At 61.2% G+C, this 22128-nt stretch carries 21 protein-coding genes; 12 read left to right on the forward strand and 9 right to left on the reverse strand.

Going from position 1 to position 22128, the window contains the following annotated elements; translation table 11 throughout:
* Nucleotides 1-97: 97 nt before the first annotated feature.
* The 3 genes from F1002_RS03950 to F1002_RS03960 all read right to left on the reverse strand — a co-directional run bounded on the left by F1002_RS03950 (nt 98) and on the right by F1002_RS03960 (nt 3442).
* Nucleotides 98-1183 carry a two-component system response regulator gene (locus F1002_RS03950; RefSeq protein ID WP_150427710.1) on the reverse strand — a complete coding sequence of 362 codons (1086 nt, stop codon included), beginning with the start codon at nt 1181-1183 and terminating at the stop codon, nt 98-100.
* Between the two features lie 115 nt (nt 1184-1298).
* Nucleotides 1299-2153 carry a ribosome small subunit-dependent GTPase A gene (gene rsgA / locus F1002_RS03955; RefSeq protein ID WP_150427711.1) on the reverse strand — a complete coding sequence of 285 codons (855 nt, stop codon included), beginning with the start codon at nt 2151-2153 and terminating at the stop codon, nt 1299-1301.
* A complete protein-coding gene (locus F1002_RS03960; protein WP_223879447.1) occupies nt 2153-3442 on the reverse strand; it encodes a M48 family metallopeptidase in 1290 nt (429 codons plus the stop codon). The genes rsgA and F1002_RS03960 overlap by 1 nt, the downstream gene beginning before the upstream one ends.
* Nucleotides 3443-3458: 16 nt before the next feature.
* Between F1002_RS03960 and orn the strand changes: the two genes are divergently transcribed.
* Entirely contained in the window at nt 3459-4004 is a 546-nt protein-coding gene (gene orn / locus F1002_RS03965) for an oligoribonuclease (protein ID WP_150427712.1), read from the forward strand.
* A 42-nt stretch (nt 4005-4046) separates the two neighbouring features.
* On the opposite strand, the gene F1002_RS03970 is transcribed toward orn, so the two are convergent.
* From F1002_RS03970 to F1002_RS03995, 6 genes are all read right to left on the reverse strand, one after another.
* Nucleotides 4047-5669 carry a glycosyltransferase family 39 protein gene (locus F1002_RS03970; RefSeq protein WP_150427713.1) on the reverse strand — a complete coding sequence of 541 codons (1623 nt, stop codon included), beginning with the start codon at nt 5667-5669 and terminating at the stop codon, nt 4047-4049.
* 63 nt (nt 5670-5732) lie between these two features.
* Nucleotides 5733-5957 carry a 50S ribosomal protein L31 gene (gene rpmE, locus F1002_RS03975; protein WP_150427714.1) on the reverse strand — a complete coding sequence of 75 codons (225 nt, stop codon included), beginning with the start codon at nt 5955-5957 and terminating at the stop codon, nt 5733-5735.
* Nucleotides 5958-6177: 220 nt separating this feature from the next.
* Entirely contained in the window at nt 6178-7437 is a 1260-nt protein-coding gene (rho, locus tag F1002_RS03980; protein WP_150427715.1) for a transcription termination factor Rho, read from the reverse strand.
* Between the two features lie 156 nt (nt 7438-7593).
* Nucleotides 7594-7920, reverse strand: a complete 327-nt coding sequence (gene trxA / locus F1002_RS03985) for a thioredoxin TrxA (protein WP_117608276.1) — start codon at nt 7918-7920, stop codon at nt 7594-7596.
* A 177-nt stretch (nt 7921-8097) separates the two neighbouring features.
* Nucleotides 8098-8700 carry a response regulator transcription factor gene (locus tag F1002_RS03990; protein ID WP_150427716.1) on the reverse strand — a complete coding sequence of 201 codons (603 nt, stop codon included), beginning with the start codon at nt 8698-8700 and terminating at the stop codon, nt 8098-8100.
* Nucleotides 8697-10682: a PAS domain-containing sensor histidine kinase gene (locus F1002_RS03995; protein ID WP_150427717.1), complete on the reverse strand. Its 1986-nt coding sequence runs from the start codon at nt 10680-10682 to the stop codon at nt 8697-8699. Before F1002_RS03995 ends, F1002_RS03990 begins: the two co-directional genes overlap by 4 nt.
* Nucleotides 10683-10812: 130 nt before the next feature.
* Here F1002_RS03995 and F1002_RS04000 point away from each other — a divergent pair, with 130 nt between their 5' ends.
* The 11 genes from F1002_RS04000 to hisS all read left to right on the forward strand — a co-directional run bounded on the left by F1002_RS04000 (nt 10813) and on the right by hisS (nt 22127).
* Nucleotides 10813-12159, forward strand: coding sequence for a dicarboxylate/amino acid:cation symporter (locus F1002_RS04000; RefSeq protein ID WP_191090296.1), 1347 nt, complete (start codon nt 10813-10815; stop codon nt 12157-12159).
* 179 nt (nt 12160-12338) lie between these two features.
* Complete coding sequence (locus tag F1002_RS04005) at nt 12339-13343, forward strand: TRAP transporter substrate-binding protein (RefSeq protein ID WP_150427718.1); 1005 nt, start codon at nt 12339-12341, stop codon at nt 13341-13343.
* Nucleotides 13344-13403: 60 nt separating this feature from the next.
* On the forward strand, nt 13404-14186 hold the full coding sequence (locus F1002_RS04010) for a TRAP transporter small permease (RefSeq protein ID WP_150427719.1): 783 nt from the start codon (nt 13404-13406) through the stop codon (nt 14184-14186).
* Nucleotides 14183-15466, forward strand: coding sequence for a TRAP transporter large permease (locus F1002_RS04015; RefSeq protein ID WP_150427720.1), 1284 nt, complete (start codon nt 14183-14185; stop codon nt 15464-15466). The genes F1002_RS04010 and F1002_RS04015 overlap by 4 nt, the downstream gene beginning before the upstream one ends.
* Nucleotides 15467-15568: 102 nt before the next feature.
* The gene (locus tag F1002_RS04020; protein WP_150427721.1) at nt 15569-16255 is read left to right on the forward strand and encodes a hypothetical protein; all 687 of its coding nucleotides are present in this window, start codon (nt 15569-15571) and stop codon (nt 16253-16255) included.
* Between the two features lie 72 nt (nt 16256-16327).
* Nucleotides 16328-16756 (forward strand): nucleoside-diphosphate kinase, encoded by a 429-nt coding sequence (gene ndk / locus F1002_RS04025; protein WP_150427722.1) that lies wholly within the window; start codon nt 16328-16330, stop codon nt 16754-16756.
* A 22-nt stretch (nt 16757-16778) separates the two neighbouring features.
* Nucleotides 16779-17873, forward strand: a complete 1095-nt coding sequence (gene rlmN / locus F1002_RS04030; RefSeq protein WP_150427723.1) for a 23S rRNA (adenine(2503)-C(2))-methyltransferase RlmN — start codon at nt 16779-16781, stop codon at nt 17871-17873.
* The gene (gene pilW / locus F1002_RS04035; RefSeq protein WP_150427724.1) at nt 17870-18673 is read left to right on the forward strand and encodes a type IV pilus biogenesis/stability protein PilW; all 804 of its coding nucleotides are present in this window, start codon (nt 17870-17872) and stop codon (nt 18671-18673) included. Before rlmN ends, pilW begins: the two co-directional genes overlap by 4 nt.
* On the forward strand, nt 18670-19608 hold the full coding sequence (locus tag F1002_RS04040) for a helix-turn-helix domain-containing protein (RefSeq protein WP_150427725.1): 939 nt from the start codon (nt 18670-18672) through the stop codon (nt 19606-19608). The genes pilW and F1002_RS04040 overlap by 4 nt, the downstream gene beginning before the upstream one ends.
* A 3-nt stretch (nt 19609-19611) precedes the next feature.
* On the forward strand, nt 19612-20841 hold the full coding sequence (gene ispG, locus F1002_RS04045; RefSeq protein ID WP_150427726.1) for a flavodoxin-dependent (E)-4-hydroxy-3-methylbut-2-enyl-diphosphate synthase: 1230 nt from the start codon (nt 19612-19614) through the stop codon (nt 20839-20841).
* On the forward strand, nt 20838-22127 hold the full coding sequence (gene hisS, locus F1002_RS04050) for a histidine--tRNA ligase (RefSeq protein WP_150427727.1): 1290 nt from the start codon (nt 20838-20840) through the stop codon (nt 22125-22127). The genes ispG and hisS overlap by 4 nt, the downstream gene beginning before the upstream one ends.
* The last annotated feature ends 1 nt before the right edge of the window (nt 22128 follow it).

Consider the following 22128-nt stretch of genomic DNA (forward strand, 5'->3'; position numbering starts at 1 on the left):
AAGCGGGGGGGGGCTGCGTTCAGTAAGCCACACCGTTAGCGGATACGCTCCGGGTCTCCGGTGGGTTTCTCCAGGCGCTGCGGCGAAGCGGCATGTCTTACTCTGCGTAGGCCTTGGCAATGGCAACGAAGGTTTCGAAATCGCAGACGAAGGCTTCGACGATATCCGGATCGAAATGAATTCCCTTGCCGTCCAGTATGATCCGGTGGGCATGCTCGAAGGAGAACGCCGGCTTATAGACGCGTTTGCAGGTCAGGGCGTCGAATACGTCGGCGAGCGCCATCAGGCGCGCGGCGATCGGGATGTCGTCGCCGGCCAGCCCGTCCGGATAGCCGCTGCCGTCCCATTTTTCGTGGTGCGAGCGGGCAATCATCTTGGCGATGGCGAGAAACTCGACGGGCTTGTCGGCGTCAGCTTCGGCCTGGGCAATGGCGTTGCTGCCGAGTTCGGCGTGGGTCTTCATGATTTCCCACTCTTCCGGCGTCAGTTTGCCGGGTTTGAGCAGGACGTGGTCGGGAATGCCTACCTTGCCGATGTCGTGCAGGGGGGCGGACTGGACCAGGGCATTGATGGTCCGCTGGTCGAGGTAGTGGGCAAAGCGCGGGTGCTGGCACAAGCGCTTGGCCAGGGTCAGGATGTATTCCTGCGTCCGACGCAGATGCTTGCCGGTTTCCGGGTCGCGGGTTTCGGCCAGGCGGGCGAGGGCGTGGATGCTGACTTCCTGGATCAGCTGGTTTTCATGCATCCGGCGGGCCACCTCATTTTCGAGGAAGGCGTTCTGGTTGCTCAGGAAGTCTCTTGCCGCCTTGAGTTCGAGCTGGGTACGCACCCGGGCGAGGACGATGCTCGGGCGGATCGGCTTGGTGATGTAGTCGACGGCACCCAGGTCGAGGCCGCGCTCTTCGTCGGAGGTTCCGTCCATGGCGGTGACGAAGATCACCGGAATGTTGCGCGTGACCCCGGATGCTTTCAACTCGCCGAGAACCTCGAAGCCATCCATTTCCGGCATCATCACATCGAGCAGAATGAGGTCGGGGGTCGGATCGGCCATCGCGATCTGGATGGCGCGTTTTCCCGAATTGGCAGCCCGGACTCGATAAGTCGGCTGCAGCAGTTCGCCCAGAACACTGAGATTCTCGGGCGTGTCGTCGACGATCAGTATGGTCGGTGGGCGGATATCCATGCGCAAGTCCAATCGCCCTTGAGTGGCGAGTTTGCGAGAATTATCACATTACTGTAATAGTATTGCCAGCTTTAATCTTTGTTAAATTCTCGCTCCGGCGGGGCGGACGGGCGGGTCACTTGCCGACAATACGGCGGTAGATTGCGAAACGATTCCGGTCGATCTTGCCACTGTCCACCGCTGTGGTCAGCGCACAGCCGGGTTCGCGGTCATGCTGGCAGTCGCGGAATCGGCAGTGGCCGAGGTATTCCCGGAATTCCGGGAAGGCGTTTTCGATTTCCTGGCGGTCGAGATGACCAAGACCGAATTCCTGCAGACCCGGGGAGTCGATCAGGTCGCTGTCCGCATCCAGGTGATAGAGCGTGGCATGCGTGGTGGTGTGCTTGCCGGAATCGAGCGCCTGCGAGATTTCGCGTGTCGCGGCGTTGGCTTCCGGGATCAGTGCATTGACCAGCGTCGATTTGCCCATGCCGGACTGGCCGACCAGGACGCTGGTCTTGCCGGCCAGGTGGGGGCGCAGGTCTTCGGCGTGGTCGCGGGCCGACAGTTCGAGGATCGGATAGTCGAGCGCCGCCAGGGTGGCCAGGCGCGCGCGGGCCGCCGGCAGCTTGTCTGCCAGGTCGCACTTGTTGAGTACGATCAGCGGCGCGATTTCCTCGCTTTCGGCGGCGAGCAGGGCGCGGGCAACCAGTTCGTCGGAGAAGGCCGGCTCGGTGGCGACGACGATGACGATCTGGTCGACGTTGGCGGCAATCAGTTTCTGGCGGATTTCGTTGGAGCGATAGAGCAGGCTGCTGCGTGGCTGGATCGCCTCGACGACGCCCTGGTCGTCCGAGGTGCGCTGGATGTCGACGCGGTCGCCGCAGGCGATTTCACTTTTCTTGCCGCGCGGAAAACAGGGCAAGCGGGTGCCGTCGGGCAGTTCGACCATGTATTGCCGGCCGTGCGCGGCGATGACTCTGCCTTCCATCAGCTGGCGGCCCCCTGCAGCTGCAGGTGGGCAATGCGTTGCGCAGCGGGCGGGTGCGAGTCGTAGAACAGCGAATGCAGCGGGTCCGGGGTCAATGTCGAGGCGTTGTCCCGGTATAGCTTGACCAGCGCGTGGATGAGATCGTCGGCGGCGGCATGCTCGGCGGCATAGGCATCGGCCTCGAACTCATGCCGGCGCGACAGCCAGCTCATCAACGGTGTCAGCGGGAAGGTGAATACCGGCATGACCAAAAAGAACAGGATCAGCGCCAGTGCCGTATTCTGCGCGTCGACGCCGAGGCCGGCGTAGAACCACGGGGCGTCGATCAGTTGGCCGAGCAGCCACAGGAACGCAAGCGAGCCGGCAAACATCGTGATCATGCGCTTGAGCACGTGTTTTTTGCGGAAATGGCCCAGTTCGTGGGCGAGCACGGCTTCAACCTCGGGCGGGTCGAGGCGGGTGAGCAGGGTATCGAAAAAGACGATGCGCTTGTTGTTACCGAAGCCGGTGAAGTAGGCGTTGCCGTGGCTGGAGCGCTTCGAGCCGTCCATGACGAAAAGGCCGGAAGAACGGAAGCCGCAGCGGACGAGCAGGGCCTCGACCCGCGATTTCATCTCGCCTTCCTCGAGCGGCGAGAACTTGTTGAACAGCGGCGCGATCCAGGTCGGATACACGAACATCAGCAGCAGGTTGAAGGCTGACCAGAACAGCCAGACGTAAAGCCACCAGTTTTCGCCCATGGCACCCATCAACCACAGTATGGCGAGGATGACCGGGGCTCCGATCAGGGCGCCCAGCAAGGTCTGTTTGACCAGGTCGGCGAAGAACAGGCCCGGCGTCATGCGGTTGAAGCCGTGGCGGGCTTCGACGACGAACTGGCTGTAGAGGGACAGCGGCAGGTCGACGAGGCCGGAGATGAGCATCAGGCTGAAGATCATGGCCAGGCCGTAGAGCAGGCCGTCGGCGCGCGGCATCCAGAACTCGTGCAGTCCGGCCAGTCCGCCGCCCAGTGTCAGTGCCAACAGCAGGCCCGCATCGACGAAGATGCCAGCCACGGCTGCCTTGCTACGATCGACGGTGTAGTCGGCCGCCTTCTGATGGGTGGGCAGGGTCACCGTATCGGCGAATCCGGCAGGCAGCGAGGCGCGATGCGCCGAGACGAAGCGGATGTGCCGGATTTTCAGCCATAGGCGGACGGCCAGCGTCAGGGTGAAGAAGAGGAGAAAGATCAGGGTGAAATTCTGAGTCACGAAGGTCGGGCCGAGCTGTGCGAAAATCGGGGTTTTCAAGGAATCGGGCAATTATATGGCAGGCAATGCAAACAACCTCGTCTGGCTGGACATGGAAATGACGGGTTTGAATCCGGATGGCGACCGGATCATCGAGATGGCGATGGTCGTGACCAATTCCGAACTGGAAATGGTTGCGGAATCCCCGTCCTGGGTGGTTCACCAATCCGACGCAACGCTGGCCGCCATGGATGATTGGAACCAGAAAACCCACGGCCGTTCCGGCCTGATCGACAAGGTCAAGGCCTCGACCCTGGACGAGGCAGCCGTCGAGGCAGCAGCACTGGAGTTTCTGCAGAAATATTCACTGGCCGGCCACTCACCGATGTGCGGCAACTCCATCGGCCAGGATCGCCGTTTCATGGCGCGCTACATGCCGACGCTGGAAGCCTTCTTCCATTACCGCAACCTCGACGTCAGCACCCTGAAGGAACTGTGCAGGCGCTGGCAGCCCGAGGTCTACAAAGGCTTCAAGAAGAAGAGCAAGCACACGGCCATGGCCGACATCTACGAGTCCATCGACGAACTCAAGTACTACCGGGAGCATTTCCTGAAGGGCTGAGGATTCAGCCAGACTGTGCTCGTCAAGCGGCGGGCACAGTCCTCAGCGGCGGTAAAGGCGGAATTTTTCCTTACGGTCGCCCGGGCGGCTGCCCTCCCAGACCTTGGTCCATTGGCCGCTGGGTGCCGCCAGCTCACGGCGCGTGTCGCCGACCACCAGCAGCCAGTCGCAGGCCTTGCCAGCCTTCGAGTCCTCGGCAACCGGTTCGATCTCGACGAAGTAGGACATTGAAGCCAGCTGCGTGTCGCTCAGGCCACGCTCGGCCAGGCAGCCGTGGTTGTCCGGCAACGCTTTGGCGATGGCCTGGGCGACAGGACGGTAGGTTTTCCCGTAGTCGAACCAGGGCAGGATCAGGCTGGTCGCCAGCAGCCATAGTGTCGTGAAGCCCAGCGTCCAGTGCGTCAGGCTACGGTACGGCGAGCGCGGAGCGGTGACAATCAGCCATAACCACCAGAGGGTTGCGGCGATGCCGATGACCAGGGCTAACCAGTGAACCTGCCCGACGAAACCGGGGCGCAGGATGACCGCCCGCTCGGCCAATTTGGTCGGCCAGCCCAGCGCCATGGCCGACCAGCCGATCCAGACGACCACCGCGAACAGGCTGAAGGTGGACATCGCGAACCAGTCGAAGGCGCTCGCCGCGCCACGCCGCAAGGCCAGCGCGCCGGGGGTGGCGAGCAGGGCGAGCGGCGGAAGGAGGAGCAGGGTGGGTATTTCGCGCGGCCGGAAGGCCCAGGCCAGCAGGAGCAGGGTGATGGTGAAGAAGGCCAGCGGCAGCAGGAGATTCGGTGTCTGCAATTCCCTGCGCCGGATCCACAACGTCCATGCTGCCAGTGGCATGGCGGGGAAGGCGAACCAAGGGATCATGCCGATGAAGCGCCCGAGGCCGGTGAACGAGAACGGGGTGTTGAAAGGTGCCAGTTCGGTCGCCAGCCAGCCATGGAAGCGGGCTGGCTCCAGGCTGAGCACGAGCAGCGGCCAGGGTAGAATCAGCGCAGCGGCAATGGCCAAGCCGATGAGCAGGGTGTGCAGGGCTTTCGGCCGATCCGGCGATAGCCACCAAGCCACCGGGGCGATGGCGAGCAGGGGCAGGGTCGGGGCGATGCCGGTGCCGAGCAGGCAGGCGGCAACGGCAAGGCCGTAGAAGATGCCGGTCAGTCGTGGCTTGCGGCCGATGGCCGCCAGGGCGCCGAGGCCACCACCGTAGGCGGCCAGCGCAATCAACATCGGCTGCGCGTCGTGGGCGTGGAAAAGCAGGCCGGCACAGCCGGCGAGCAGCATCGGGCTGGCCGCCGCCGATTCTTCGCCGTAGAGCTCGCGGCTGGCGTAATAGAGTCCCATCAGGGCCAGCGTGACCCAGATGCCGCTGGCGATGCGCATCGCCTCGTGCAATGGCAGCAGCCAGCCGAAAGCCTTGCCGGTCAGCGCGGCGCTCCAGTAATAGAGCGGCGGTTCGTTGAAGACGCGGCCGGCCAGGTCGGGTGACAGCCAGTCGCTGTAATGCAGCATGTGCCAGGCGGCACCGATATGGATGGCGTCCTCGCCCTTCCACGGGTCGCGACCGAACAGGCCGGCCAGCACGTAGAAAGCCAGCATGGCGGCCAGCATCCAGCCTGACGGGGGCAGGCGGATGCCACGACGGATCAGGGCGGAAATGTCAGGCATGTCGTCCGGAAATGAAAAAGGCAGCCCACAGGCTGCCTTTCGAGACGGCGAAAATCAAGCCGATCAGGCGGCAGCCTTGCCGCGCATGGCGCCGAACTTCTGGTTGAACTTCTCGACGCGACCGGCGGTGTCGACGATCTTCTGCTTGCCGGTGTAGAACGGATGGCACAGGGAGCAGACTTCAACGTGGAAGGCATCCTTGGTCATGGTCGACTTGGTCGTGAAGGTGTGGCCGCAGGAGCAGGTCACGGCGACGTCTTTGTAATTCGGGTGGATATCGGCTTTCATCTTTTGTCCTTTAAACGAGCGACCGGCGGATGTGGCCGATCTGGGAAGCCCGCGATTATCCTCGAAAAAACGCGGGCTTGCAATATGTTTGCTGTAGCCGCGACGCATGGCGTCACAACACACCGCAGGTTTGTTGCGGCGTAGGCTAACTTCGCGAGCGAAGTTAAGCCCCCGCCCCGGGGGGGGCGGCCGCAGCCAAAGCTGCCGATGCGTTGCGGCTTTAGCCGCGACGCATGGCGTCAAAGAACTCCTGGTTGCCCTTGGTCGATTTGACCTTGTCGAGCAGGAATTCCATCGCTTCCAGATCGTCCATCGGGTAGCACAGCTTGCGCAGCACCCACATCTTCTGCAGGACGTCCGGCTTGAGCAGCAGTTCCTCGCGGCGGGTGCCGGAGCGATTGACGTTGACCGCCGGGTACATCCGCTTCTCGGCCATGCGGCGGTCGAGGTGGATTTCGGAGTTGCCGGTGCCCTTGAATTCTTCGTAGATCACTTCGTCCATGCGCGAGCCGGTGTCGATCAGCGCGGTGGCGAGGATGGTCAGCGAGCCGCCTTCCTCGATGTTGCGCGCAGCGCCGAAGAAGCGCTTGGGCTTCTGCAGGGCGTTGGCGTCGACACCGCCGGTCAGCACCTTGCCGGAGGCCGGCTGCACGGTGTTGTAGGCGCGGGCCAGGCGGGTGATGGAGTCGAGCAGGATGACCACATCCTTCTTGTGCTCGACCAGGCGCTTGGCCTTCTCGATGACCATCTCGGCGACCGCGACGTGGCGGGTAGCCGGTTCGTCGAAGGTTGAGGCGACGACCTCGCCCTTGACGGTGCGGGTCATTTCGGTGACTTCTTCCGGACGCTCGTCGATGAGCAGCACGATGAGCACGACTTCCGGATGGTTGGCAGTGATGGCGTGGGCGATGTTCTGCAGCATCACGGTCTTGCCGGTCTTTGGCGGGGCGACCAAGAGGCCGCGCTGGCCGCAGCCGATCGGGGCGATCATGTCGATGACGCGGCTGGTGATGTTTTCGTCGGACTTGATGTCGCGTTCGAGCTTGAGGTGACGCGTCGGGTGCAGCGGCGTCAGGTTCTCGAACATGATCTTGTTCTTGTTCGCTTCCGGCGAGAAACCGTTGATACGCTCGAGCTTGGTCAGTGCGACGTAGCGCTCGCCGTCCTTCGGGGTGCGGATTTCACCCTCGACCGTATCACCGGTGCGCAGGTTGAAGCGACGGACCTGCGACGGGGAGACGTAGATGTCGTCCGGGTTGGCCAGGTATGAGGTGTCGGCCGAGCGAAGGAAGCCGTAGCCGTCGGGCAGGACTTCGAGGGTGCCGTCGCCGTAGATGGTGTCGCCATTCTTGGCCTTGGCCTTGAGGATGGCGTAGATCAGCTCCTGCTTGCGCATCCGGTTGGCATTCTCGATGCCGAGTTCGGTGGCCATATCCAGCAGTTTGCTGACGTGTAATGTCTTGAGTTCGGAAAGTTGCATGTGGGAGTGTGTGGCGCCGGTTAACGAACGGGCGATTACCCGGAGGCCGGGGCGCAGATTGCAGAAGCTTGGGGGAGGAGAATGACGCCGGACAGCTTGCCTGTCGCGTCTGCCTGAAGGTGCAGGACGCACCTTCAGGGCGGGAGACTACGGAGATTACAGGTTGCTGTCAATAAAGGCAGCGAGTTGGGACTTGGACAGCGCGCCAACCTTGGTTGCTTCGATATTGCCGTTCTTGAAGATCATCAGGGTCGGGATGCCGCGGATGCCGTATTTGGCCGGGGTGGCCTGGTTGTCGTCGATGTTGACCTTGGCGACCTTCAGCTTGCCGGCGTATTCGTTGGCGACTTCGTCGAGGATCGGAGCAATCATCTTGCAGGGGCCACACCATTCTGCCCAGTAGTCGACGAGAACCGGCTGCTGCGATTGCAGCACTTCGGCTTCAAAGGTGTCGTCGGTGACGTAATGGATGTGCTCGCTCATGGTTTCCTCATGGGATGGAATGTAGGGATGGGGGCGCCGGCTAACGGCGACAGGAAGGTTGGCGTGATGCTAGCGAAAAAAAATGCCTTAGGGAAGCGTTAGCGGTCTGCCGGGAAAGGAGTTGTCACGGAGCGGCCGTCGCGATGCGGTGCTGTTTCTGCGCGGGCAAGACGGGGGCTAGGCGCCCGTCTTGAGCAGGTTGGCGAGTTCGACGGCTGTCTTGACCTGCATCTTGTCGAAGATATTGGCTCGGTGTACCTCGACGGTGCGCATGCTGATGTTGAGTTCGTCGGCGATGACCTTGTTGAACTTGCCGGCCAGGATCAGTTCCATGATCTGTCTTTCGCGGGTGGTCAGGCGCGCCACGCGCGAGCGGACGGAGTCGACGGCCGCCGTGGCTTCTCGTTGCTGGGCGTTCAGGGTCAGGGCCTGTTCGATGCGGTCGGCGAGATCGTTGTCGTTGACAGGTTTTTCGAAGAAATCGAACGCCCCTTTTTTCAGTGCGCCCACGGCCATCGGCACATCGCCGTGGCCGGTCAGGAAAATTACCGGCAGTGTCGAGTGGCGTTCGCATAGCCGGTCGAAGCAATCGAGGCCGGTCATGCCGCCCATGCGCATGTCGAGAACGATGCATCCGGCCATCTCCGGCGTCCACCGTTCGAGAAAGTCCTCGGCGGAGGGATAGCTGATGCTGTGCAGGCCCCGCGACTTGAGCAGCCAGGCAAGTGCGTCGCGAATCGCCTCGTCGTCGTCTACCAGATGGGCTGGGGCGTGGTTCATGGTCTTTCCAGGGGCAAGGTGAAGGTGAATATCGTACCTCGCCCGGTGTGTGAATTGGGGTTGTCGTCGGCCCACAGTCGGCCGCGGTGGGATTCAATGATCGACCGGCAGATCGACAGGCCGATGCCCATGCCGTCCTGTTTGGTGGAGAAGAAGGCGGTAAAGAGTTTTTCGCGGTTTTCGGGGGCGATACCGCAGCCCTGGTCGGCAACGCGGACTGACAACTCGTGCTCTCCCTGCTCGACGCGCACGGACAGGATTCGGTCTGGTTCCTCGTTGTCCGACATCGCCTCCATTCCGTTGCGCATCAGGTTGAGCAGGACCTGTTCCAGCATCAGGCGATCGGCGGGGATGGGCGGCAGGTCGGGGATGTGGGTCTCTATCCGGATGCGATGTTTGCGGGCATCGGCTTCGATGAAGCCCAGGCAGTCGTCGACCACTTCGTTCAGCGAACAGGGCGCGCGCTTCGGTTCGCTTTTGCGGACGAAGTCGTGGACACGCCTGATGATCTTCCCGGCACGTTGGGCCTGGGTGCCGATTTTTTCGAGGGCCGGTTTGATGTCGTCGATGGAGCATTCCGGACGCCCCAGGAGGTTGAGGCAGCCGGTGTTGTAGCTGGCGATGGCAGCCAGCGGCTGATTGAGTTCGTGGGCCAGCGTCGAGGCCATTTCGCCCATGGTCACGAGGCGGGAGGTGAACTGTAGCTGCGCCTGCTGCTGCCGGGCCAGTTCTTCGGCATGCTTGCGTTCAGTGACGTCGAGCACGGAGGCCATCCAGCCGGTGTGCTTGCCGTTTCCGTCGATCAGTTTGGCTTCGTAGACGAGGGCGTGGAAATGTTTTCCGTCCTTGCGTTGAAAGGTCATTTCAAAACCGTCAGGTGGTGCCATGCCGGCCATGACCGCCTGGTGCATGGCAAAGGTTTCGTCAATCTGCTCGGGAATCCAGTAAGGCATCGGTGGCGTGGTGCCGACCAGTTCATCGCTGTTGAATCCGGTCATCCGGCAGAAGGCTGGATTGACGTAGATGACCTTGCCATGGAGGTCGCGGGCGCGCATGCCGACGGTCAGGGAGTCTTCCATGGCTGTCCGGAAGGCGTGTTCGCCGCGCAAGGCTTCTTCGGCGCGGGTTCGTTTGCGCATCAGGTCGCGGACCAGCCAGAGGCTCCAGAAAACGCCACCGGCAAGCAGGATGATGGCGGTCGACAGGATGCGCGGGAGCAGATTTTCGCCGCTCTGGTAGCTGGTGACGCGTAACTTGAGACCTCGTCCCGGCGGGTCGAAGGGGATTTCATAGCTTTGGGCGCTGTTTCCTTCGACACTGGTTTTGGCGGCGTACTGGATATCGTTGTCGTCAATGATGACGACCTTGTATTTTTGCGTGAACCACCAGGGAACCTGGCTGTTGAGCAGCGTGTCCAGCGGGAAGACGGCGGCCAGCATCCCCTTCAGGCGGCGTCCGTCGAAAATGGGGATCATCAGTTCGACGAAGGCACGCTTGCCGTCGGCGAAGAAGGGTTCGCTGTATCCCGGTTTGCCGAGCTGTTTGGCCAGGTCAAAGGCCTGGCGCGTGTAGGCGAGGCCGAAAGCCTCGATTTCCTGGTCCGGCAAAGTCGAGCTCGGCAGTGCGTCGATGACGCGGTTTGTCCCGTCCAACCACAGTATTTGCGATATCTCCGGCGTGTTCGTGAGCATGTGAGCCGCGCGGAGGCGGAAGGTGCGCGAGGGCTCCGGCTGCTGGGCCAGGTCGACCGCCAGCTGTTGCAAGTGATCCTCGCTGCCGTTCAGGTGAAAGCGCAGGTTCTGCTCGAGCCAAAGGACGTCCTTGATCAATGCGGTCCGTTCTTCCTCGACTTCATTGCGCTGGAGGAGCCAGAGCAGGACGATCAGGGCGATGACCAGCAGTACGATGCCGAACTTCGGCAAGGCGAGCAGTAGGCGCAGGCGTCGGGAGCCGCCGGGGCCGGGCAAAGGCAGGGTGGTCATCGTGCGCATCGTATACCAATCGCCAGCAACCCGAGCCATTCGTGTTTTCCACAATTCGGATCACCACAATAGGCAGGTGGGGAGGGGGTGTTCATACTCCGCGCCACTACAAATCCGTGGGGGATGTCTCGTGAAGAAAAGCATTTTCAAAAGCCTGTATGTGCAGGTTCTGATCGCCATTGCGCTGGGTGTGGCGCTCGGGCATTTCTATCCGTCGGCCGGTGCCGACATGAAGCCGCTGGGCGATGCCTTCATCAAGCTGATCAAGATGATCATCGCCCCGATTATCTTCTGCACCATCGTCGTCGGCATCGCCGGCATGGAGGATATGAAGAAGGTCGGCAAGACGGGTGGCTACGCGGTTCTGTATTTTGAAGTCGTCAGTACCATCGCGCTGATCATCGGCCTGATCGTGGTCAATGTCTGGGCGCCGGGCTCCGGCATGAACGTCGATCCTGCATCGCTCGACACCAAGGGGCTCGACAAGTATGTCGGTCCGGGCAAGCTGCAATCGACGACCGAGTTCCTGATCAACATCATCCCGACCAGCGTGGTGGACGCCTTTGCCAAGGGCGACATGCTGCAGGTGCTGTTCTTCTCCATTCTCTTCGGCTATGCCATGCATGCTTTCGGTGAGCGCGGCAAACCGGTGTTCGATTTGATCGAAAAGCTGTCGCATGTGCTGTTCGGCATCGTCGGCGTGATCATGAAGGTGGCTCCGATCGGTGCCTTCGGTGCCATGGCCTACACCATCGGCAAGCATGGCGTGGGCAGCCTCGTCCAGCTGGCCAACCTGATGGGGGCTTTCTACCTCACCTGCGTGATTTTCGTGGTTGGCGTGCTGGGAACGATCGCCAAGGTGCACGGTTTCTCCATCTTCAAGCTGATCAAATACATCAAGGAAGAGTTGTTCCTGGTGCTTGGAACGTCCTCGTCCGAATCGGCACTGCCCCGCCTGATGGCCAAGATGGAAAATGCCGGTGCCCAGAAGTCGGTGGTCGGCCTGGTCGTGCCGACCGGCTATTCGTTCAATCTGGACGGTACGTCGATCTACCTGACCATGGCCGCCGTATTCATCGCCCAGGCGACCAATACGCCGATGGACCTGTCGCAGCAGATCACCTTGCTGATCATTTTGCTGCTCACGTCCAAGGGAGCTGCCGGGGTGACGGGTTCCGGCTTTATCGTGCTGGCGGCGACGCTGTCGGCCGTCGGAACGGTGCCGGTTGCCGGGTTGGCGCTGATCCTTGGCATCGATCGTTTCATGTCGGAAGCGCGTGCCCTGACCAACTTCATCGGCAACAGCGTGGCGACCCTGGTCGTTGCCAAATGGTGCAAGGCGCTTGACGTCGAGCGCATGAATGCCGTTCTCAACGACGAGACCGACGATGAGGCCGACAACCCGGAACTAGTGCTGGACGATGCGCCGGATGTGCTTATCCCCCATGTGCCGCGCCCGATTGTCGAGCACCACTAGGCGTCCGACGCGACCAGGAAAAACCGCCGGCAAGTCCGGCGGTTTTTTTGTTGACCATCGCTGGCTAGCTTCTTGTCAGTTTCCGGTCAGCTGTGGATAACCACAATACTCAGCGATTTCTCCTTTCGTAATACTTGTATCTAGTCGTAATTTGCGACAGTTCAACTGGAGGAGAGAATATGAAGATTTCCAAACTGCTTGCCGGCCTGTTCGTCTGTGCCGCTTCGTTTGGCGCCTATGCCCAGCAGCCGATCGTCATCAAGTTCAGCCACGTCGTGGCGGCCGATACGCCCAAGGGCAAGGCTGCCGAGATGTTTGCCAAGAAAGCCGGCGAACTGACTGGCGGCAAGGTCAAGGTCGAGGTCTATGCCAACTCGACGCTGTACAAGGACAAGGAAGAGATGGAAGCGCTGCAGCTGGGTGCTGTCCAGATGCTGGCGCCGTCGCTGGCCAAGTTCGGTCCGCTGGGCGTCAAGGAGTTCGAGGTTTTTGACTTGCCGTTCATCTTCAGCAGCTACGACGATCTGCGCAAGGTGACCAATGGTGCAGTCGGCAAGCAGCTGCTGACCAAGCTGGAGCCCAAGGGTATCCGTGGCCTGGCTTACTGGGACAATGGCTTCAAGTCGTTCTCGGCGAATACGCCGATCAAGACACCGGCCGACCTGAAGGGCAAGAAGCTGCGTATCCAGTCGTCCAAGGTGCTTGAGGAGCAAATCCGCTCCGTCGGCGGCATGCCGCAAGTCATGGCGTTCTCCGAGGTTTATCAGGCGCTGCAGACCGGCGTGGTCGACGGTACCGAGAACCCGATTTCCAACCTCTATACCCAGAAGATGCACGAAGTGCAGAAGCATCTGACCCTGACCGAGCACGGCTATCTGGGCTATGCGGTCATCGTCAACAAGAAGTTCTGGGACGGTTTGCCGGCCGATATCCGCAAGCAACTGGATGATGCAATGGAGCAGGCGACCCGCTACGCCAACCAGATCGCCAAGGTCGAAAACGACGCGTCTCTGGAGGCTGTGAAAAAGAGCGGCAAGACTACGGTTTACGTACCGACCAAGGAAGAACGCCTGGCTTTCAAGAAGGCGATGGTGCCGGTCCATCAGAAGATGGAAAGCCGTGTCGGGAAGGAAGTGATCCAGGCGGTATACAAGGACATCGGCTTCAAGCCGGATAGCCTGTAAGACACACGGCAGCAACGGTCGGGGGCGAAAGCCCCCGATTCAAAAACGGGGGTACACACCATGTTAAACAAGGCGCTCAATCACCTAGAAGAGCTGCTGGTCACGTTCCTGATGGGCGCGGCCACGCTGATCATCTTCATTTCGGTGGCGCACCGCTATATGGCCGGGGTCGATATTCCCGGTCTGCAGGACTGGCTGCTGACTTTGAATTTCAGCTGGGCCCAGGAGCTCTGCATCATCATGTTCGTCTGGATGGCGAAATTCGGCGCCGCCTATGGCGTTCGCACGGGCATCCACGTCGGCGTCGACGTCCTGATCAACCGTCTGGACGACGGCATGCGCCGCCGGTTCATCCTGTTCGGCCTGATGGCCGGCGCGCTGTTCACCGGCATCGTCGCCACGCTCGGCGGGCATTTCGTCTGGGAGAACGGGGCGCACTACGCATTTTTCAATACCTTCGGCATCCATGCCGAGGATATCTACGAAGGGCCTACGACACCTGACCTCGAATGGCCGACCTGGGTCGTTTACAGTGCCATTCCGCTCGGTTCTTCGCTGATGTGTTTCCGTTTTCTGCAGGTGGCGTGGAGCTTCCTGAAAACGGGCGAACTGCCGCACCACGATCACGGCCACGTCGATGGCCTCGAGGATGAGGTGCCGCCGGTCGACTTCGACCCCTATGGCATGGATGACAACCTGCACATGAAAGACTTGAAGCACACCATGGTTGGCGAACGCCGTTCGGGTGAGGAGCGTCGCACCCATGCCAGTCCCGCCGCCGATGAGCGTCGCGGCGGTGCCGAGCGTCGTCAGGTATCCGACAAGCAAGGAGACCAGCAATGAACGCCCTGGTAATTTTTGGTTTGCTGGCCATTCTCATGCTGACCGGCATGCCGATCTCGATTTCGCTCGGCCTGACCGTGTTGACCTTCCTGTTTACCATGACGCAGGTGCCGCTGGAGTCGGTGGCCCTCAAGCTGTTCACGGGGATCGAGAAGTTCGAGATCATGGCGATTCCGTTCTTCATTCTGGCCGGCAATTTCCTGACGCACGGCGGGGTGGCGAAACGGATGATCAACTTCGCGACGTCGATGGTCGGTCACTGGTACGGCGGCCTCGGTCTGGCCGGCGTGCTGGCTTGCGCCTTGTTCGCTGCCGTGTCGGGCTCCAGCCCGGCTACCGTTGTGGCCATCGGTTCCATCCTGCTACCCGCCATGGTCAAGGCCGGATTCCCGAACAAGTTCGGTGCCGGTGTCATCGCCACGTCGGGTGCGCTGGGTATCCTGATTCCGCCGTCCATCGTCATGGTGATGTACTCGGTGGCGACCAATACCTCGGTCGGTGCCCTGTTCATGGCCGGTGTCATCCCGGGCCTGGCCTTGGCGGGTGTCCTCGGTGGCGTCACTTGGTATCGTGCCAAGAAGTTCAACTACCCGCGTCAGCCCAAGGCGACCTGGGGCGAGCGTTGGCAATCATTCCGCGCCTCGGTCTGGGGGCTGCTGCTGATCGTGGTGGTGATGGGCGGTATCTACTCCGGCATCTTCACGCCCACCGAAGCGGCGGCGATGTCCGCGGTCTACGCCTTCATCTGCGCGGTTTTCATCTACCGTGACATGAGTCTGAAGGATGTGCCGAAGGTGTTGTTGAACTCGGCCAACATGTCGGCGATGCTGCTCTACATCATCACCAACGCCGTACTGTTCTCCTTCATCATGACCAACGAGAACATCCCGCAGGCCTTGGCCGACTGGATGCTGGGCAACGGCCTGGGCGTGATCACCTTCCTGCTCGCGGTGAATATCATCCTGTTGCTGGCCGGCAATTTCATGGAGCCGTCGTCGATCGTCCTGATCTTCGCCCCCATCCTGTTCCCGGTTGCCGTTGCGCTGGGTATTCACCCGGTACACTTCGGCATCCTGATGGTGGTGAATATGGAAGTCGGCATGTGCCATCCGCCGGTCGGTCTCAACCTGTACGTGGCCTCCGGCATCACCAAGATGGGCATTACGGAACTGACCGTTGCCGTATGGCCGTGGTTGCTTTCGATGCTGGGCTTCCTGGTCGTGGTCACCTACTGGCCAGATCTGTCCCTGTGGCTGCCGCGGCAGCTGGGCATGCTCTAACGCCATCACCCGCTCTTGCCAAAGCCCCGGACCAGTCCGGGGCTTTTTGCTGGGGGCGGCTGTGGCACAATCGACCCCCTTATTCCCCAAGCCAGTCCCGTAATGAAATTTGCCCTGTCGTTGATTGCACTGATCCTTGTTGCCGTGATCGTCCCGTTTCTGCTGCCCGGAGTGGCCAAGCAGGAAGGTGTAGATCCGAATAGCAATCTGCCCTGGCAGATACAGGTGGATGGGCAGGGCGGGAGCACGGTCTTTGGTCTTCGCCCCGGTGCAAGCACCTTGGGCGAGGTCAGGCAAAAGCTGGGAAACGAGCTTGACGTGGCAATCATCGCCGAGCCGAACGAGGCAGGGGCGCTGGAAGCTTACTATGCTCAGGTTTCGCTCGGTTTCGTGCTGGCAAGGGCCATCATTACCCTGGAGGCGACGGAGCAAACCGTGATTGCCTTGCGCGAGCGGGCGTTGAAAGCCAAGCGCATGGAAAGCACGACCCGCAAGATCACCCTGCACCCGGATGATCTGCTCGCGGTCGATGCCATGCCGATCAGGGCCATCAGCATCATTCCCACGGTCAATCTCGATGAGGCGACGGTCGTGCAACGCTTCGGTCAGCCCGGCGAGCGCCTGGTCGTGTCGGACAAGCGTGTGCATCTGCTTTATCCCGAGAAGGGGTTGGACGTTATTGTCGATGCCGATGGCAAGGAGTTGCTGCAGTACGTCGCTCCCCGCAATTTTGCCTGGCTGCGTGAACCGCTGACCAAGGCGGCGGTCGAAAAGCAGGCCGGGCGGTGAGGCGGGCGCTTGGGCGCCGAGTCTGCTAAAATGATCCGTTTTTCAACTGACTAGCTTTCTCGGAGCAAACCCATGGCTATCGAACGCACCCTTTCCATCATCAAGCCGGACGCCGTCAAGAAGAACGTTATCGGCCAGATCTATTCCCGTTTCGAAGGCGCCGGCCTGAAGGTTATCGCCGCCCGCATGACCTGGTTGTCCGAGCAGGAAGCCGGCCAATTCTACGCCGTGCACAAAGAGCGTCCCTTCTTCAAGGATCTGGTCTCCTTCATGACCTCCGGTCCGGTCATGATCCAAGCTCTGGAAGGCGAGAACGCCATCGCCAAGAACCGTGAACTGATGGGCGCCACCGATCCGAAGAAGGCCGACAAGGGCACCATTCGCGCCGATTTTGCCGAATCCATCGACGCCAACGCCGTCCATGGTTCCGACGCTCCGGAAACCGCTGCCGTGGAAGTTGCCTTCTTCTTCCCGGGCATGAACACCTATTCCGGCCGTTGATTTTCAGCCGAAGTAGCAAGCGATGACCGTCAATCTGCTGGATTTCGATGTCGATGGCCTGACCGCCTGGTTTGCCGAGCAGGGCGAGAAGCCCTTCCGCGCAAAGCAGGTGCTGCGCTGGATGCACCGTTCCGGCGTGGCGGACTTCGATGCCATGACCGACATCGCCAAGAGCTTGCGTGAAAAGCTCAAGGCGAGGGCGGTCGTGGCGCCGCCTGCCGTGGTTTCCGACAAGTTGTCGGACGACGGTACGCGCAAGTTCCTGATCGATGTCGGCAACGGCAATGCCGTCGAAACGGTGTTCATTCCCGAAGACGATCGCGGAACGCTCTGTATTTCCACGCAAGCCGGCTGCGCACTCGACTGCGCCTTCTGTTCGACCGGTAAGCAAGGCTTCAACCGCAACCTCACGGTGGCGGAAATCATCGGCCAGCTGTGGCAGGCCAACAACGCGCTGGGCGCGGTCCACGGCGACGAGCGGGTGATCTCCAACGTCGTCATGATGGGCATGGGCGAGCCGCTCGCCAACTTCGAAAACACCGTCGCCGCGCTCAAGCTGATGCTCGACGACAACGCCTACGGCCTGTCGCGCCGCCGTGTCACGGTGTCGACATCCGGCCTGGTGCCGGTGATGGATCGTCTGCGCGAGGAATGCCCGGTGGCACTCGCCGTGTCGCTGCACGCGCCGAACGACAAGCTGCGCGACGAACTGGTGCCGATCAACCAGAAATACCCGTTGAAGGAGCTGATGGCTGCCTGCCAGCGTTACCTGGAAAAGGCGCCGCGCGACTTCATCACCTTCGAATACACGATGATCGACGGCATCAACGATTCCGAAGGCCATGCCCGCGAACTGCTGGCGCTGGTCAGGAACGTGCCGTGCAAATTCAACCTGATTCCCTTCAACCCCTTCCCGGGGTCGCCGTTCAGGCGCTCGCCGGCTGAGCGGGTGCGCCGCTTCGCCGATATCCTGATGCAGGCCGGCATCGTCACCACGACGCGCAAGACGCGCGGTGACGATATCGATGCCGCCTGCGGCCAGTTGGCGGGGCAGGTCAAGGACAAGACCAAACGTACTTCCGGACGCGTGATATCCCTGGTGGAGGCCCGATCATGACAATTCAATCCCTGAAGCCCTGGGTGCTTGCCTTCGGGCTGGGTATCCTGAGTGTTCTTCCGGTCCATGCACAGCAATACCAGTTCAACAACAATTCGGGTACTCAGGAGCAGAAGACGACGGATCCGCGCAATCGTGCGAGGATTCATACCGAGCTAGCTGCACTCTATTTTCAGGCCGGCAGCTATGCCGTTGCTCTCGATGAGTTGCAAATCGCGCTGAATGCCGATTCAAGCTATTTCCAGGCGTACAGCATCCGTGGCCTGGTGCGTACGGCGCTGAAGGAAAACGACAAGGCCGAAAGCGACTTCCGGCGTGCGCTCGACTTGGCGCCGAATGATCCGGAAGTGAACAACAACTACGGCTGGTATCTCTGTGAGACTGGAAAAGAGCGCCAGTCCATCGCTTATTTCCTGAACGCGCTGAAGAGCCCGCTCTATGAAACGCCGGATCGCGCCTACACCAACGCGGGCTCCTGTGCCTTGAAGGCCGGCGATCTGGACGGGGCGCAAAACTACCTGCTCAAGGCCCTGCAGATATCCCAGGACGGTGCGATGCAGGCGCGATATGAGTTGTCCAAAGTATTTTATCGTCGCGGAATTCTTGAAGAGTCACGCATCTATTTGAACGACGCCTTGAAGATGATGGAACCGCCGACTGCCGAGGCACTCTGGCTGGGGCTGCGCGTCGAGCGCAAGCTGGGCAATCGTGCGGCGGAAGGCAGTTTTGCCTCGCAGCTGCGCAGCCGCTATCCCTCTTCGGCGGAGTATCAGGAGTTCCTGAAGGGTAATTTTGAATGAACGAGCAGGTCAGTAGTCAGGAATCGATGAGCGATGAAACACCCGTCGTCGTGACGGAAACGCCGGTCGGAGAACAGTTGCGTCTGGCACGCGAAGCGCGGGGTTTGCAGATCGGCGATATCTCGCAGACGCTCAAGCTGGGGCAGCGCCAGGTCGAGGCACTCGAAAGCGGTGACTGGAACGGGCTTCCGGGGCATACGTTCATCAGGGGCTTCGTGCGTAACTATGCGCGATTGATGCAGCTTGATCCGACGCCGATGATGGCACAGCTCGACCGTACACTGGAAAAACCGGTCAGCAATCTGGGCATGCAGGATACAGGTCCGGCGCCGATGCCGGATAGCGGTAGCTCGGGGGCGTCCCGTCGCGACCGGCAGTTCGTGTTGTTTGGCGTCGCTCTGGTCGTTCTGGCCGCTCTGGCTTATACCTTGATGCCGGCCGATCTGTCGGCCTTGCGCACGACGGCGCAATCCCTGCTGGACTCGTTTGCACGCAAGGACGTTGCGGAACAGGTCGCTACGCCTGCCGCAACCTCGCCTCAACCGGCTCCGGCGAGCGAACCCGTCTTCCCGCCGGGAGCGACACAGCAGCAGGTCATGTACCCGCAAGTCCTGGCGCCTGCCGAAACGACGCCAGCTCCTGCGGCTCAGGGTGGGGCAGGCCAGGAGGCTGCTCCGGCGCCTGCTGCAGCCAGTGCAGCACCGCAATTGCGCTTCCTGTTCGACAAGGAATCGTGGATCGAAGTACGCGATCGTGACAATAAGGTGGTTTTCTCGCAGCGCCTGAATGCGGGGGCCGAGCAGTCCGTTTCCGGTCAGGGCCCTCTGTCGTTGACCATTGGCTATGCACCGGGCGTTCGCTTGTTCTGGCGCGGTCAGACGGTTGATCTGGCGCCGCATACCAAGGGCGATGTCGCCCGCCTGGTTCTGGAGTAATCGGTGAGTGCCTTTAGCAAGCGCCTGACTCGGGCCACCCGCATTGCGCACGTCGGGATCGGCGGCTCTTCGCCGGTCGTTGTCCAGTCGATGACCAATACCGATACCGCCGACTACCTGGCCACCGCCATCCAGTGCGCCGAACTGGCGCGGGCCGGTTCCGAGCTGGTGCGCATCACGGTCAATACGCTGGAAGCTGCAGCTGCTGTGCCGAAGATTCGCGATCATCTGGACAAGATGAATTGCAACGTACCGTTGATCGGCGACTTCCATTACAACGGCCATCGTCTGCTCACCGAGCATCCGGCTTGCGCCGAGGCGCTGGCCAAGTACCGCATCAACCCGGGCAACGTCGGCTTCGGCAAGAAGAAGGATGAGCAGTTTGCCCAGATGGTCGAGCTGGCCTGCAAGTACGACAAGCCGGTACGCATCGGTGTGAACTGGGGTAGCCTCGATCAGGAACTGCTGGCCCGTATCATGGACGAGAACTCGCGCCGTGCCGAGCCGCTCGATGCAACCGAGATGATGCGCCATGCCATGGTCACCTCGGCGCTCGAATCGGCGGCCAAGGCCGAAGAGGTCGGCCTGGCCGGCGAAAAGATCATTCTTTCCTGCAAGGTGTCGAGCGTGCAGGATCTGATCGCCATCTATCGCGAGCTGGCGCGCCGTGCCGACTACGCGCTGCACCTAGGCCTGACCGAGGCCGGGATGGGTTCCAAGGGTATCGTTGCTTCGACGGCAGCCCTGTCCGTGCTGCTGCAGGAAGGTATCGGCGACACCATCCGCGTATCGCTGACCCCGGAACCGGGCGGCTCGCGTTCGCAGGAAGTCATCGTCGCCCAGGAAATCCTGCAGACCATGGGCCTGCGCGCCTTTACGCCGATGGTCGCGGCCTGTCCCGGCTGCGGCCGGACGACCAGCACGTTTTTCCAGGAACTGGCCGGCGAGGTGCAGGATTTCGTCCGCGCCAAGATGCCGGAATGGAAGCTGCACTACGATGGCGCCGAGAACATGACGCTGGCCGTCATGGGCTGCATCGTCAATGGCCCCGGCGAATCGAAGCATGCCAACATTGGAATTTCGCTGCCGGGCACGGGCGAAGCACCGTCGGCCCCCGTCTATGAGGACGGCGTCAAGACTGTGACGCTGAAAGGTGACAACATCGCCAGCGAATTCAAGGACATCATCGAGCGCTACGTCCAGCGCACCTACAAGAAGAAACTGCAAGCATGAGTCAAACCCTCCAGTCCGTGCGCGGGATGAACGATATCCTGCCGGACGAAGCCGAATTCTGGGAACTGTTCGAAGACACCATCCGTTCGTGGCTGAAGGGCTACGGCTACCGGCCGATCCGCATGCCGATCGTCGAGCCGACACCGCTCTTCAAGCGCGCCATCGGCGAAGTGACTGACATCGTCGAGAAGGAGATGTATTCCTTCGAGGACAGCCTGAACGGCGAGCAGCTGACGCTGCGCCCGGAAGGTACCGCCGGTTGCGTGCGCGCCGTCATCCAGCATGGCCTGGCCAACCAGGTGCCGCGCCGTCTCTACTACATCGGCCAGATGTTCCGCCACGAACGTCCGCAGAAAGGCCGTTACCGCCAGTTTCATCAGGTTGGCGTGGAATCCATCGGCTTTGCCGGACCGGATATCGATGCCGAAATGATCCTGATGGGTGCCCGCTTGTGGGCGGACCTGGGTCTCGACGGCATCGAATTGCAGATCAACAGCCTCGGCCAGTCGGAGGAGCGCGCCCAGCATCGCGCGGCACTGATCGCCTATTTCGAGGAGCATGCCGAGATTCTCGACGAGGACGCCAAGCGCCGTCTGTACACCAACCCCTTGCGTATTCTCGACACTAAGAATCCGGTCCTGCAGGACATGTGTTCCGCTGCGCCCAAACTGATCGATTACCTCGGTGAAGCCTCGCTGGCCCACTTCGAGGGCGTTCAGCGCGTATTGCGCGACGCCGGCATTCCGTTCGTCATCAATCCGCGCCTGGTGCGCGGCCTCGACTACTACAACCTGACCGTCTTCGAGTGGGTGACCGACAAGCTCGGTGCCCAGGGTACGGTCTGTGCCGGCGGGCGTTATGACGGCCTGGTCGAGCAGCTGGGCGGCAAATCGACGCCGGCCTGCGGCTTCGCCATGGGCGTTGAACGCCTGATCGCGCTGATCAAGGAATCGGGTGGCGAACCGGCGGCACCGGCTCCGGACGTTTATCTGGTGCATCAAGGCGAGGCAGCTTCCCGTCTTGCTTTCCGCGTCGCTGAGGGCTTGCGCGATCATGGTATCGACGTGCTGCTGCACTGCGGTGGCGGCTCCTTCAAGTCGCAGATGAAGAAGGCCGACGGTAGCGGTGCCACTTTCGCCGTGGTTATCGGTGACGACGAGGCGGTCAATGGCGAAGCCCAACTGAAGTCGCTGCGCGAAGAAGGCGTGGAGCAACGTAAACTGAAAGTCGATGATCTGGCAGAGGCCATCATCGGCCAACTGATTGATTCGGACGAAGAGGAATAAG

Origin of the sequence: Dechloromonas sp. CZR5 (genome assembly GCF_008711155.1) — a bacterium.
Classification (GTDB): domain Bacteria; phylum Pseudomonadota; class Gammaproteobacteria; order Burkholderiales; family Rhodocyclaceae; genus Azonexus.